This is a genomic window from Marinomonas sp. 63XJN7_9_ISO-PGPR-S23-217, assembly GCF_056173515.1.
On record NZ_CM149678.1, the window covers coordinates 3383264 to 3398430 of the forward strand.

The following is a 15167-nucleotide window of genomic DNA, read 5'->3' on the forward strand; positions in this document are numbered from 1 at the left end:
TATGAACTTACTAACTGTCAATAACCTGAACGTCAATTTTCGTATCAAAGGCATTGAACTAGCCGCCTTAATCGATGTGAGCTTTACCCTGAATCGAGGAGAGCGCATTGCTATTGTCGGGGAATCAGGTGCTGGCAAATCCATCCTTGGGCTCTCTATCGTCAACCTTTTGGATAAGCCAGGCTACATCAAATCCGGCTCTGTCAAATTGGAAAACAAAGAACTCAGTAAAATGAACACGCGTCAGCTGCAAGAGATACGTGGCAAACGTATTGCCATGATTTTTCAAGACCCCATGATGACGCTAAATCCCGTGCTGACCATTGGCGCTCAATTGGTCGAAGCCATTCGCAGCCATACGCGCATTTCTTTTAAAGATGCCAGAAATATTGCTATTGAAAAACTGCATAGTGTACAAATTGCCTCTCCAGAACGCCGTTTTGATCAGTATCCCCATGAACTTTCTGGCGGCATGCGCCAACGCGTCATCATTGCCAGCGTACTATTACTGAATCCCGACATCATTATCGCAGACGAGCCTACCACCGCATTGGATGTGACCATTCAAGCTGAAATTATTCAACTTTTATTAGACGTGTGTCACGACAACAGCATGGCTTTAATTCTCATCAGCCATGACCTTGGTGTGGTGTCGCGCGTTGCGGAACGCACATTAGTCATGTATGCAGGACGAATCGTAGAGGAAGCACCGACTCTGGAGCTGATAAATGACCCACAGCATCCCTATACTCAAGGCTTGCTGAATGCCCTTCCGCAAATGTCATTACCGGGTCAAAGACTCAATCAAATTCGAGGTAACATGCCCGCACTGAATGATCGCCCTAGCGGTTGTGCTTTCCATCCTCGATGCCCGTATGCCACGCAAAAGTGCCGTACAGAACAGCCCAACTTTATCTATAATGGCATTTCAAGCGTCTCTTGTTTTCTTGTGGAAGACATGCTCGAAGAAGAGAAATCAGAAGAAGACATAGACCTATTAGACATCGAGTACACGACATCCCATGGTGGGGGCCCAGCATGAACGCAACCCCTCTCATCCAAATTAGCCATCTTGAAAAATCGTTTGTAACCAAAAGCAGCTGGTTAGGACAGTGGCAACTCCGTAGAGGAAAAATACATCGCCGCAAAGAAAGCGTACATGCTTTGAATGGTGTTAACCTGACGATCAATCAAGGGGAAACGCTTTGCATTGTTGGGGAAACTGGGTGCGGTAAATCCACTCTTGCGCGTGTCCTCATGGGGCTAACACCCGCCACCAGCGGCGAAATACACTACCAAGATCAACGTATCGATCACCTAAACGATCATAAACGCATGATGTTTCGTCGTCGCATGCAAATGGTCTTCCAAAACCCTTATGCGTCGTTAAACCCAAGAATGACCGTTTATCAAACATTGAGTGAACCTATCTCTTTTCACAACCAGCAGCTCAACCGTGTAGAAATAAACAGCCAAATAGAACACTTATTAGAATCCGTTGGCATCAGTCCTTCCAGCGCTGATCGCTACCCACACGAATTCTCGGGGGGGCAACGCCAGCGTATTAGCTTGGCACGAGCACTTTCTGTCGAACCCGATTTTATCGTGGCAGATGAACCCCTATCAGCCCTTGATGTCTCTGTGCAAGCGCAAGTACTCAACTTAATGATGGACAAACAAGAGGAGCGCAATCTCACTTATCTGTTTATTACCCATGATCTAGCGGTAGTAGAACATTTTGCTACACGCGTTGCCGTCATGTACCTTGGTAGAGTCTGTGAGCTAGCCAGCACTAAGACTTTATTTAGCACCCCAAAGCACCCTTACACTCGGGCGCTGTTGTCTGCCATTCCGAGGTTAGACACCAACATGACACAACCGATTAGACTGATCGGTGAAGTACCAACACAAATAGAAAAGCCCATTGGTTGCGTATTCCAAGCCCGCTGCCCTTACGCCAACCAACGCTGCTATGAGACATCGCCTAAAATGCTGCGACAAACAGACGGTAGCAGTGTGGCTTGCCATGCCATTGAGGAGGGTCGCTTATCATGATGATCGCACCTGACCTACAGCAAACATCCCATGGGGGTCACTCATGGAAATAAGATGGCTTGAAGATTTTATTGCTTTGGCAAAAACACGACACTTCTCCCGCGCAGCTGATGAGCAAAACGTCACTCAACCAACCTTCAGTCGCCGTATTAAGCTGCTAGAGGAGGAGATGCGCGTTACCTTGATCGACCGCAACACGCTTCCACTCTCGCTCACACCTGCAGGGGAAGTTTTTTTACAAAGCGCGGAGCTGATTACCCGTCAACTGCGCGATACGAAAGAGCGTTGCCAAGAGATTCGCAAGCAAGAAGAATCACAAATTCGCTTTATTTCAACACAGACACTATTTTTGAGTTTTTATAAAGACGCCATTGAGCCCTTTTGCAACAGCATCAATATGGACATGGACGTTAATATGAAATCTAGCTCTTGGCTCGGTATCGACTTCGTTAACTCATTGGTGAATAAGCAATGTGACTTGATGCTGTGTTATTGGCATCCCGCCATCAACTTTATTCGCGCACTAGATGAAGAGCAATATGAGCACTTGGTTATTGGTCAAGAAACACTGATTCCATGCAGTGCAACCGATTCGAACGGCGAAGCTAAATTCCAATTACCTGGCATGAGACGCAAACCGCTCCCTTATATTGGTTATTATGAAAATTCCTTTTTACAGCCAATTATTACTCACCATCTACAACGCCAAAGGGATGTTCCACAGCTACAAACGCTCAATGAGAACTATCATGCCATTAGTGTTAAAGCCATGGTGAAAGAAGGTTATGGTGTAGGCTGGATCCCGAAAAGATTAATGTCTGACACGCTTAATTATGGGAGAGTCGCGCTCGCGGGAGAAGAAAACTGGCATATTCCATTAGAAATACGCCTGTACCGTTCACGCTTTAACACGAACCCCAACCTGAACCAGTTTTGGCAGCTATTAAAAGAGCACATTAGCCGCACTAATCAGCTCCTATAAAATCGCAACGCCTAACATCTTGTCTACATAGGGATGACAACGACTCAATGGTCGCTATCACCCTGATGTTGATTCAAAGCCATAATGATCGGATCACTTGCCATGGAGTTGGCCCCCAACGCTTTACTGAATAGGTAACCTTGCCCGATATCACAGCCATATTCGCGCAATAAGTCCAATTGTGCTTGATTTGTTATCCCCTCGGCGATGACTTGCAAATTCAAATCATGGCTCAAACGAATAATTGCCCTTGTCAAAGCCGCATGACTATGATCTTCAATCATGTCTCTGATAAAGACTTGATCAATTTTAACGCAATCAAATGGCAGGTCTTTTAGGTAGCTCAAACTTGAGTACCCTGTGCCAAAATCATCAATTGACAACTTGATACCCAAGCGGCTTAACTGCCTCAATAATTCAGCACAGCCTTTAGCATCTTCAATTAAAATTGATTCTGTGACTTCAAGCTCTAGGGAGCATGGTGAGACATTGTATTTATCTAACAGTCCCAAAAGATTCGTTAAAAACTCAGGACGTTTTAACTGAACGGCTGAAACATTGACCGCGATAGGTGGAACCTGAAGACCTTCTTGTTGCCACTGCACAATATGACGGCAGGCTTGTTCAAATGCCCAATCCCCCAAAGCAAGAATGACCCCCGTTTGCTCCGCTACTGGAATAAACTCAGCAGGCGATACCACCCCTAACTCTTCATCATTCCAACGCATTAATGCTTCCATGCCAACACAACGCTCAGTTTTAAGGTCTACCTTAGGTTGAAAGTGCAACTCTAAAAATTCATGCCTTAAAGCACGTCTTAATCGATTTTCAATGCGCACATTGCGGGCAAACTGAGCTCCCATCTGTTTATCATAAAAACGAAATGAAGAACGACCTGCCAGCTTAGCTTGGTACATGGCCATATCCGCCTTCTTCACCAAAGTTTCCGAGTCTTGCCCATCCTCTGGATAAAACGCTACCCCAATGGAACAACCAATATTTAAGTTACGATTATCAATGAAGTAGCTCTGACTAAGCTGAAGAATCATTTCTTTCAACATGCTATCGACAGAAAAGTCATCTTGCTCCTCCTTGAATTTAATCAGCACCAAAAACTCATCGCCACCTAGACGTCCTACCAAGGCATTATCAGGCAAAACAGAGGTCAAACGTTGTGACACTTTAAGTAAGAGTTTATCCCCTGTCTCGTGCCCAAATGCATCATTAATGGTTTTAAAATGATCCAGATCCAGAAACAATGCGGCCAATTTAGACGAGCTCTCTTTACACTCGGCCAGTAAATGGTCGAATTGCTTTTGCACATGATAACGACTCGATAACCCTGTCAATTCGTCCGTCTCAATGCGATAACTAATGGAACGCAAGCTTTTTTTGTAGGCAAAATAAAACATGCGAATATAAGACCCCATCAAAAAAGCCAATAACAAAGAAACTAATAAAGGCAAAAATACCCGAAACCAATTAATGGCATGATTAAGTCGGTATGGGCAGGTATCGATCTGCCATTGACGACCACCATAGGAAAAAGCGTAGCGATTGAATCGATCTTTCTGCCAGAGCGAAGAATCATTTCCACTCTCACTATCATAGACAAGGATACCCGGCGCCCTTTTGTCCGTCGTATCAGTAATGCGAAAAGCTAACCCATTCGAGCCTGCGCCCAGTCCTCCCAAAAAGGGCTTAATCTTCACATGCAAACCCACAACCCCATAGAATCCATTCTCATCAGTGAAGTTATCCCCTCTCAAATCGATCGGTAGATAAATGGAATGGTGTATCAACAGGGCATTCGGCGATAATATTTGTTCATTTGGACCTTTATTAAAACCAATATAGGTAGGCTTGGACAGCAACAAACTGTGATTATTACGGGCCAATATATTCTGCTCGCGATCCGTAAAATAAGGCGAAAAAAGATCATACCCAAGAGGAAAATCGTTTGGCGAAGTGTAAGTCAGAGGCAAGTATTCAGGGCGATTGCCTGGTGGAGTAATGGCAAAATAAGGATCCTTCATGAACTTTCTTTGTTGTTGTTCATACTGCTGCTTATTATTTTGTCCAACGTATTTAGAGAAAAAATATACCGTTTTCGGGCTATGGAACTCACTACGCAAGCTGGCCGTCATACGGTCAAACTGTTCAGGGCTCATAGGCTCATTCAAGGACTGGATAAACGACACCATGGCAGATACTTGTATGCCTTTTTTTTCCAAAGCAGTATAGATTTTTTGGACAAATACCTGACCTGCCTTAAATTGACTCACTTTAGATTGTTCTAATTCATAAAAGTAGTTTGTACAGGACACCACCAGACCGCACAAAACAATTAAGCAGGATATTACCCAATATGAACTCTTTAAATGACGTTTTGAATCGAACATTCTTCACCGTTTTGAGCATCGCAAGCTAATATTAAGTTCAAATAACCCCCTCCTATACAACTAAGTCATTGGGATAAACAGACTCGGCAAGATCTGAATAGCAAGCTTTTATCTACATGCCCAGACAGTACATTCCCCACCGTTCCCAACACACATGACGTTTCATATTAATAGGCTGCAATTTAAAAACTTATAGACACAATTCCTTAGTACTTTACATAAAAGAGCATATTGAGACACGTAATTATTTGCAAAAGCCAGCAATTTAAAACAATTTCTGCTATTGTTCGCAGATTCATTATTCTGATGTAGACAGGCCTTTTGTGACCCAATTTTCTCATTCTTCCAACCTATCCCTTCCTAGTCCATTAACCGCCCTGCTTTCTGACATGGGGTTTACCGCGTTCACGCCGATTCAAGAACAAAGTTTGCCTCTTATGATTGATGGCAAAGACATTCTAGCGCAAGCTCAAACAGGTAGTGGTAAAACATTAGCTTTCGCGATTGGCCTGTTATTGAAAATCAATCCTCGCTTCTTTGGCGTTCAAGCCCTAGTTATGTGCCCAACACGTGAGCTGGCTGATCAGGTCTCCAAAGAAATTCGCAAAGTCGCACGTTATTTAGACAACATCAAAGTATTGAGCCTTTGTGGCGGTATGCCATTTGGACCACAAATTGGTTCATTAGAGCATGGCGCGCACATTGTTGTCGGTACGCCCGGACGCTTACTAGAACACCTTCGAAAAGGCACCCTAAAGCTCAATGCGCTCAACACGTTAGTGTTAGATGAAGCTGATCGCATGTTGGATATGGGCTTTGTCGACAGCATCCGTGAAGTGGTCGAACTGACACCAACTAATCGCCAAACGCTTCTCTTCTCCGCCACTTACGGTGACACCATTACGGAATTAAGTCATGAATTTCAGAAGAACCCTGTCTCCATCAAAATTGAAGAGCAAGAAAATCTAAAGCCAAATATCGAGCAGTTCTTCGTGCGCAGTGAAAATGCGGATAAATGCGAGACCCTACTAGCGACACTACAACATTTTGCCCCGCGCCAAGTAATTGTCTTTTGTAATACTAAAGCAGAATCTCAAGCGGTCGCAGATTGGTTGGATGACCATAAAGTCGCATCACAGGCCATTCATGGAGACCTGGAACAAAAGCAACGTGACCAGGTTCTCGTCAAATTCAGTAACCAAAGCAGCTGTGTATTGGTCGCAACCGATGTGGCAGCACGCGGTATTGATGTGAAAGAAATCGACCTTATAGTGAACTACGACACCACTCGTGACATTGATGTGCACACCCACCGTATTGGCCGTACGGGTCGAGCTGGGGCATCCGGTATAGCCGTTAACCTTGTGACCAATAAAGAAGATTACAAAGTAAAAGATATCGAGGAACGTTTTGGGATCACGGCAAATTTCTTAAACCTAGACGCAGCGGATCCGAGTTATCGTCTTGTTCCTGAAAAAGCCACCATTGCTTTTGATGCTGGTCGTAAGAATAAACTTCGCCCTGGTGACATTCTTGGAGCATTAACGGCGGGCCTTGGTTTAGATAAATCCCAGGTAGGCAAGATCGATATTTTTGATTTTCACGCCTATGTTTCTGTGGATGGTCGTGAAGCCAAACGTGTTGTGAAAGAATTGGCAAATAAGAAAATCAAAGGTCGTAATATTCGTACGCGCATTCTTCGCTAATTTTACTGATTAACGTGGCAAGAACCCTCTCTTAGGAAAGGCATCGTGGAAACTCGCAACCAGCCTATTTGGCAATCAACTAAAGTACAATGGATAGGCTTTCTTCTAGGCTGGGTAATGATTAGCATTGCCACACTCACGCCCATGGATGAACTCCCGCCAGTGCCCGGTACGGATAAACTTCATCATATTCTGGGGTTTGCGGGATGGTCATTTCTCTGCGTGTTTGGCTCTCGAAAACGCTTTTTCTGGATGGCTTTGTTTATCTTCTTCTGGGGCGGTGCCATTGAGATGATTCAGCCCTATGTTAACCGCCATCGTGAATTTGCCGACTTTGTTGCCGATGGTGTTGGCGTTCTATGCGTTTTACTCCCTGCTATTCTAATTACTCGACAAGGCTCTTAACCCCTTAAAGTGGATTCACAAAAGGTAGTGAGCAAAGATAAGACAAGGCAAAAATCACCGAAAAAGCGGAGTTTATGCCTATAAATGAGCATTTTTAGGCGTTTTTAACACAGAAAGATCAAGCTCAGTAGTTTGGCGACACCCTATCAAAACCATTGGTATAGAACCTGCATACAAAAAAAACAACCTTCTGATGGTGGCTTTTTATTGCTAGGCTTTTGCAATTGCCTATGTACAACACATCAGATAGATCAATTTTATTGCAAGAAGGGATTACACTATGACGCTATCGGACACCTTCTCATCGAAAGACTTCTTAACCTCGCTTTTCCAAGCGGCCCTAGACGTTGCCCAGCCCAATAAATGCATTCCTCGTTATCTCCCAGAAAGAACCGCAGGTCGAACCATCGTTATTGGCGCTGGCAAAGCATCTGCTGCGATGGCACAAGCCTTAGAGGACACATGGCTAGACAAATATCCAGGGGATGCATTATCGGGCGTTGTTGTCACGCGTTATGGTTATGCCGTTCCTTGCCAGCAAATTGACATTTTAGAGGCTGCACACCCTGTTCCCGATGTCGCGGGGTTGGCTGCATCGAAGCGTATTCTAGAAACGGTTTCGGATTTAACTGCTGAAGATCAGGTCATTGTCTTGATCTCTGGTGGTGGCTCTGCGTTGATGCCCCTCCCGGCCGAAGGCATTAGTCTTGAAGAAAAACAAGCCATCAATCAAGCCCTGCTAAAAAGCGGTGCTAATATTATCGAAATGAACACGGTTCGCCGCCACCTTTCGGCTTTAAAAGGTGGACGGCTAGCCGCTGCCTGTTACCCAGCTAAAGTCACCACCTTATTAATCTCTGATGTGCCAGGAGACGACCTACCGTCCATTGCATCCGGTCCAACAGTAGGCGATGTGACTACCTGCCATGATGCCCTGAATATTATCGAGAAATATCAAATTCCTGTTTCTCAAACCATTCTAGATAACCTATCGAATGGCGCTTACGAAAGCATAAAACCAGACGATAAACGCCTCACGAGCTGCACGACAACCATGATTGCCACGCCTCAAATGGCCTTAGAAGCCGCCGCCCACCGCGCACAAGAATGGGGCATTCCAAGTCTTATTTTAGGAGACAGCATTGAAGGAGAGTCTCGCGAAGTGGGTCTGGTGATGGCAGGCATTGCACGACAAGTCGCCACCTTTGACCAGCCTATTAAGCCACCGTGCGTGCTACTCTCTGGTGGTGAAACGACGGTGACAATGAAAGGCAATGGTATTGGTGGGCGCAATGTGGAATACCTTTTATCACTCGCCATTAGCTTGCAAAGCCGATCGGGGATTGCCGCACTTGCTGCCGACACAGACGGTGTGGATGGTGCTGCCGACATCGCGGGCGCCATCATCGATGACACCACACTAGAACGAGCCTTTCAGGCGCAACTCGATCCCGTCGCTTACTTAAAAAACAATGATGCTCATAGTTTTTTTCAAGCCCTTAATGATTCATTAGTAACAGGCCCGACACTGACCAATGTAAATGATTTTCGCGCTATTTTCATTCGCTGACCCCCAGTTAGTGAGTGCCCAACTATCTGTCACAAAAACCTGCCCCAAAATAGTGTCAAACCTTTTCATTTTGGGGCAAAAATATGATGAGCAACAAAGGTTTGACAAACATTAACCTATCGGTCAAAGTTTACCCGATATGGCCACCATTTTCAGGAGAAACGCCGTGATCCAATTTTTATTAAATCAAGAGCTTCGCCAAGAAGACAATCTGGATCCAAACACCACGGTGTTGAATTATCTACGTAACACACTAGGAAAAACAGGCACCAAAGAAGGCTGTGCCTCTGGCGACTGCGGCGCATGTAGCGTTGTCTTAGCCGAGGTTATTAATGGCAAACTACGCTATCGAAGTGTGAATTCCTGCCTAACCTTTGTCTCTGCTCTACATGGTAAACAGCTCATCACCGTTGAAGACTTAAAGCATCAGCAGACACTTCACAGCACACAACAAGCCATGGCGGACTGTCACGGCTCACAATGCGGTTTTTGTACACCTGGTTTTGTTATGTCTCTGTTTGCCCTGCAGAAAAACGCCGACAGTTACGATGTCGCCCAAACCAGTGAAGCCTTAGCTGGTAATTTATGCCGTTGTACGGGCTACCACCCTATTTATGATGCCGCCCAGCAAAGCTGCTCAAACAAGCCATCAGACCACTTTGATGCCGTTGAAGCGCAAACCATTGCAAGACTGCAAGCCATTGCCCCCCAAAGTGGCGCTCAATTCGCAGGCAAAGGACATCAAGCCTATTTACCAACGAGCACCGCCGAACTTGCCGATCTTTATCTCAACCATCCTGATGCACACCTTCTGGCTGGCGGTACCGACCTTGCCCTTGAAGTCACTCAGTTTCACCGTGAACTCGGCACTCTTATCTATCTAGGCAATGTGTCTGATATGCAGCAAATTGTCGAAACAGACAGCCATATTGAAATTGGCTCAGCGGCAACATTAACTGACTGCTACCAAGTCTTAGCAAAACATTACCCAGATTTTGGCGAACTGCTACATCGCTTTGCCTCATTACAAATTCGCAACCAAGGTACTCTTGGCGGCAATATCGCCAATGCCTCACCCATTGGTGATTCGCCGCCATTATTAATTGCCTTGGATGCGCACATCCAGCTAAGGCAAGGAGACAAAACTCGCCGGATTCCACTGGAAAGCTACTTTTTGGATTACAAAAAGACGATTCGCCAATCGAGTGAATTTATCGAGAAAATCATCATTCCTAAACCAAACGCTGCGGTATTTAAAGCCTACAAGGTCTCTAAACGCATTGATGATGATATTTCCGCCGTTTGCGCGGCCATCAATATTCAGGTGGCAGACGGAAAAGTGGTGGACGCTCGTTTAGCCTTCGGAGGCATGGCACCGATGCCAAAGCGCGCCTCCCATTGCGAACAAGCCCTAGTTGGTCAAACATGGACACAAGAGACGATTGAGCAAGCTTGCAGCGCCCTCGCAAAAGATTTCACCCCACTGACGGATTTTCGTGCCAGCAAAGCGTATCGCCAGCTGGTCGCGCAAAACCTGCTGCGCAAATACTTTGTTGAAACCACCACAGCGTCCCAAGATTACCTGACAACGCGAGTAACGGCCCATGTCTAATCATTCAGCCCCTCAACTTAGCCAAGCCGAATTGGAAGCCTTGTTTAAGACCCATCTTAAAACGGGTGTTGGTAAAGGCATCAAACACGAAAGTGGCGACAAACACGTTAGTGGCGAAGCCCAATACATAGATGATAAATTAGAATTTCCGAATCAACTGCATGTGTATGTGCGCACCAGCGATTACGCCCACGCCAAAGTGACCAATATCGACATCTCAGAATGCCTCACTATGCCAGGCGTGGTGCAAGTCGTCACCGCAAAAGATGTTCCCGGTGACTTGGACGTTGGACCAGTCTTAAAAGGCGACCCTCTGCTGGTAGAGGAACTTGTGGAATACTACGGTCAGCCCATTGTCGCCGTTGCCGCGACCAGCCACGAAGCCGCTCTAAAAGCCGCGAAAACCATTAAGATTGATTATGAGCCTCTAACCCCCATTTTGGATGTGAAAGAGGCGCTGGAAAAAGAGCACTTTGTCCAAGAAAGCCACCAGCTTAAACGGGGTGATAGTGTTAGTGCCCTAGAAAAAGCCAAGCATCGCTTTCAAGGCGAACTGCACATCGGTGGCCAGGAGCACTTTTATTTGGAAACTCAAGTGGCGTCCGTTATGCCAACTGAAGACGGTGGCATGATTGTGTATTCCAGCACACAAAACCCAACCGAAGTACAAAAGCTGGTGGCGAGCGTATTGGGCATATCCATGAATAAGGTGCTGGTCGACATGCGCCGTATGGGCGGCGGTTTTGGTGGCAAAGAGACCCAAGCCGCGCCGATTGCTTGCTTGTGCGCGCTGGTGGCTTATCTCACTGGACGACCAACCAAAATGCGCCTGCCACGTATGGAAGATATGACCATCACAGGCAAACGCCACCCCTTCTATGCACGCTACGATGTGGGTTATGACGATGATGGCCGTATTTTGGCGCTTGATATGGACCTTGCAGGGAACTGTGGTTACTCTCCCGACTTATCTGGCTCCATTGTCGACCGCGCCATGTTCCACGCGGATAATGCCTATTTTATTGAGCACGCAACCATTACCGGTTATCGCTGTAAAACCAACACTGCATCCAATACGGCTTACCGTGGTTTCGGTGGCCCACAGGGCATGGTGCCAACGGAAGACATCATGGACGCCATTGCTCGTAAATTAGGTAAAGATCCTTTAGATGTGCGTCGATTAAATTATTACGGCAAAGACGATAGGAACGTCACGCCTTATCATCAAGTTGTCGAACATAATATTCTTCCTGAGATCACTGAAGAGCTTTTAGCCAGCAGTGATTACTACGAGCGCCGCGAGGCGATCAAAGCTTTCAATGCCACCAGCCCTATTTTGAAAAAAGGCTTGGCATTAACGCCAGTGAAATTCGGTATTTCCTTTACCAACTCCTTCCTCAACCAAGCGGGTGCGCTGATCCATATTTATACGGACGGCACTATTCACCTGAATCATGGTGGAACCGAAATGGGCCAAGGTTTGAACACCAAGGTGCAGCAAATCGTTGCCGAAGTGTTTCAAGTTGAAACGGATAAAATCCAAATCACCGCAACCAATACGGAAAAAGTTCCTAACACCTCGCCTACAGCCGCCTCGTCTGGTACCGATCTAAACGGTAAAGCGGCACAAAATGCGGCACTAACCATTAAGCAGCGCTTGATTGATTTCTTAGCGGGTTACTACCGAGTCCATCCTGAGGAAATCGAGTTCCGTAACGGACAAGTCAGAGTGCGTGAAACCTACTTGTCGTTCGAAAGCTTAATAGAAATGGCTTACGTCAATCAGATTTCCTTATCGAGCACGGGGTATTACAAAACGCCGAAGATCTATTACGACCGAGACAAAGCCAGTGGTCGCCCCTTCTACTACTTTGCTTATGGTTTAGCCTGCTGCGAAGTCTTAGTAGACAGTTTCACTGGCGAGTATCACTTTACTCGTACCGACATTCTTCATGATGTGGGTGCCACATTAAATCCTGCCATTGATATTGGTCAGATTGAAGGTGGCTTTATTCAAGGTATGGGCTGGCTAACCAGTGAAGAGTTAGTTTGGAATGAACAAGGTCGTCTTATGACAAGTGGCCCAGCGAGCTATAAAATCCCCGCCATCGCCGATATGCCAAATGATTTACGAGTCTCTCTGGTGGAAAGTCGCAAAAACCCAGAAGACACGGTGTACCATTCTAAAGCCGTGGGCGAGCCACCCTTTATGCTCGGCATTGCCGCGTGGTGCGCCATCAAGGACGCCGTGGCATCAATTGGCAACTATCAATTCCACCCTAATATTGACGCCCCTGCGACGCCAGAAAGGGTACTAATGGGCATTGAAGCCATTCAAAAACAAATGAAAAACGCCTAAGAGAGAACCCATGAGCCAACTAAAAGCATGGCGCGCCGCCATCGTACACTGTATTGCTGATCCAAAAGAAGTAGGCATTGAAAACGCCTACGAATACTTTGCAGACGGTTTATTAGTAGTCGATGGCGATACCATCCGCGCCGTTGGTGATGCAGACACACTATTACCCACTCTGCCACACGATATGTTGATTGAACATCACCCCGATGGTTTGATCACCCCTGGATTCATCGATACCCATATTCATTATCCGCAAACGGATATGATAGGCTCCTATGGCGAGCAATTGCTCACTTGGCTAAACACTTACACCTTCCCTGAAGAAGGTAAGTTTGCAGATAAAACCCATGCTCGTGACGTTGCAGAACGCTTCCTAAAAGAATTACTGCGCAACGGAACAACGACCGCGTTAGTCTTTGGTACAGTGCATAAAGTGTCTGTAGAAGCCTTTTTTGAAGCTTGTGAAGAACAAAACTTACGCATGATTTGCGGCAAGGTGATGATGGATCGCAATGCCCCAGATTATCTCACCGACACGCCTGAAAGTAGTTATCGAGAAAGCAAAGAGCTGATTGATGCTTGGCATAATAAAGGCCGATTACACTACGCAATTACGCCTCGCTTTGCGCCAACCAGCTCAGATGAACAACTACAACTGGCGGGTAAATTGCTAGGGGAATACGATGATGTCTACATGCACACTCACCTCTCTGAAAACGTGGACGAATGTGCTTGGGTTCACGAGTTATTCCCAAACAGCAAAAACTACTTAGATGTCTATGACCAAAACCAGCTGTTAAGCAAGCGCTCTGTGTTTGCCCATGGTATCCACTTGTGTGACTGCGAATACCATCGCCTACACGAGACTGGCTCGGCAATTGCTTTCTGCCCAACCTCCAACCTATTTATTGGTAGTGGCTTGTTCAAATTGAGCAAAGCAGAGGAGTATAAGGTCAATGTGGGCATGGGCACCGATGTAGGGGGAGGAACCAGCTTCTCCATTCTGCAAACCCTGAATGAAGCCTATAAGGTGGTTCAACTGCAGAATGAAAACCTCAACCCCATTAAATCGCTTTATCTTGCGACTCTTGGTGGTGCCAAAGCCCTTCGCCTAGAACATAAAATTGGTAACCTTGTTGCTGGTAGCGAAGCCGACTTTGTGATTCTGGATAAGAAAGCCACGCCATTATTAACATCACGCCTTGCCCTTGCCCAATCCATTGAAGAAAGTTTATTTGTCTTTATGACCCTTGGTGATGATAGAGCGATTCAAGCAACCTATTCCGCAGGGCAATGTGTCCACCAGCGCTAGGGGTTTAGCAAAGAAAAACCGCTCTCTTGAAGTGGTTTTTCTTTATTCTTTTCATACTTATATATGAAGAGAATGGAACATTTTGCCATTGTTGTGGTCTCAATCATCATGAAAAATACTCTTATTCTTTATTCCAGTGTCGATGGTCATACACTTAAGATTTGCGACACCATTGCTCGTAATCTAGAACAACAAGGCCATCACACACACTTGATTGCTATCGAGCAAGCAACAACCGAATTGCTCACCCGATACGGGAAAATCGTCATTGGCGCCAGTATCCGTTATGGCAAACATAGCAAGAATCTTATTGAATTTATCCGTTCGAACAAAGCCATCTTAGACGATAAAACCTGCTGTTTTTTTAGCGTCAATCTCGTGGCCCGCAAAGCCGATAAGAACACACCTGAAACTAACCCCTATTTGCAGAAATTACTGCAAGAATTAGACTGGAAGCCTAGCTTATTAAGCGTTTTTGCCGGGAAGGTGGATTACCAAAAGTACGCTTTTTTTGATCGAATCATGATCCAACTGATTATGTGGATGACAAAAGGCCCAACCGATCTAACATCGGTGATTGATTATACCGATTGGCAATTGGTTGAAACCTTTAGTCAGCAAATTGCGGAACACTAAAAGACAGAAGAGAAGTCTGCTAGAATAATAAAAAATTCATTTAAGGAAGCCACTATGAACTTAGCTGTGATGGCATTGGGTGCCTTTGCCATTCTATTTTTCTGTTTTGCATTAATCATTGCTATATT

11 protein-coding genes are annotated in these 15167 nt (G+C 45.7%); 10 read left to right on the plus strand and 1 reads right to left on the minus strand.

The window, feature by feature from the left end; all coding sequences use genetic code 11:
* The first annotated feature begins 1 nt into the window (after position 1).
* Genes AC0VYI_RS15865 through AC0VYI_RS15875 form a run of 3 tightly spaced genes read left to right on the plus strand, consistent with a single transcriptional unit; the run spans position 2 to position 3037 of the window.
* Positions 2-1042, plus strand: coding sequence for an ABC transporter ATP-binding protein (locus tag AC0VYI_RS15865; protein WP_475444040.1), 1041 nt, complete (start codon positions 2-4; stop codon positions 1040-1042).
* Entirely contained in the window at positions 1039-2055 is a 1017-nt protein-coding gene (locus AC0VYI_RS15870; protein WP_199474524.1) for an ABC transporter ATP-binding protein, read from the plus strand. The genes AC0VYI_RS15865 and AC0VYI_RS15870 overlap by 4 nt, the downstream gene beginning before the upstream one ends.
* Before the next feature lie 43 nt (positions 2056-2098).
* Positions 2099-3037: a LysR family transcriptional regulator gene (locus AC0VYI_RS15875; RefSeq protein WP_199474523.1), complete on the plus strand. Its 939-nt coding sequence runs from the start codon at positions 2099-2101 to the stop codon at positions 3035-3037.
* A gap of 44 nt (positions 3038-3081) precedes the next feature.
* On the opposite strand, the gene AC0VYI_RS15880 is transcribed toward AC0VYI_RS15875, so the two are convergent.
* Positions 3082-5322: a bifunctional diguanylate cyclase/phosphodiesterase gene (locus tag AC0VYI_RS15880; RefSeq protein WP_475444042.1), complete on the minus strand. Its 2241-nt coding sequence runs from the start codon at positions 5320-5322 to the stop codon at positions 3082-3084.
* A gap of 440 nt (positions 5323-5762) precedes the next feature.
* Between AC0VYI_RS15880 and dbpA the strand changes: the two genes are divergently transcribed.
* From dbpA to hemG, 7 genes are all read left to right on the plus strand, one after another.
* Positions 5763-7145, plus strand: coding sequence for an ATP-dependent RNA helicase DbpA (dbpA, locus tag AC0VYI_RS15885; protein WP_475444044.1), 1383 nt, complete (start codon positions 5763-5765; stop codon positions 7143-7145).
* Positions 7146-7190: 45 nt separating this feature from the next.
* Positions 7191-7550, plus strand: coding sequence for a VanZ family protein (locus AC0VYI_RS15890; RefSeq protein WP_475444046.1), 360 nt, complete (start codon positions 7191-7193; stop codon positions 7548-7550).
* A 280-nt stretch (positions 7551-7830) separates the two neighbouring features.
* A complete protein-coding gene (locus AC0VYI_RS15895) occupies positions 7831-9120 on the plus strand; it encodes a glycerate kinase type-2 family protein (protein WP_475444047.1) in 1290 nt (429 codons plus the stop codon).
* Positions 9121-9286: 166 nt separating this feature from the next.
* Positions 9287-10732, plus strand: a complete 1446-nt coding sequence (gene xdhA / locus AC0VYI_RS15900) for a xanthine dehydrogenase small subunit (protein WP_475444049.1) — start codon at positions 9287-9289, stop codon at positions 10730-10732.
* Positions 10725-13091 carry a xanthine dehydrogenase molybdopterin binding subunit gene (xdhB, locus tag AC0VYI_RS15905; protein WP_475444051.1) on the plus strand — a complete coding sequence of 789 codons (2367 nt, stop codon included), beginning with the start codon at positions 10725-10727 and terminating at the stop codon, positions 13089-13091. The genes xdhA and xdhB overlap by 8 nt, the downstream gene beginning before the upstream one ends.
* 10 nt (positions 13092-13101) lie before the next feature.
* Positions 13102-14403, plus strand: a complete 1302-nt coding sequence (gene guaD, locus AC0VYI_RS15910) for a guanine deaminase (protein WP_475444053.1) — start codon at positions 13102-13104, stop codon at positions 14401-14403.
* A 108-nt stretch (positions 14404-14511) separates the two neighbouring features.
* A complete protein-coding gene (gene hemG, locus AC0VYI_RS15915) occupies positions 14512-15039 on the plus strand; it encodes a menaquinone-dependent protoporphyrinogen IX dehydrogenase (RefSeq protein WP_475444054.1) in 528 nt (175 codons plus the stop codon).
* Positions 15040-15167: the final 128 nt, after the last annotated feature.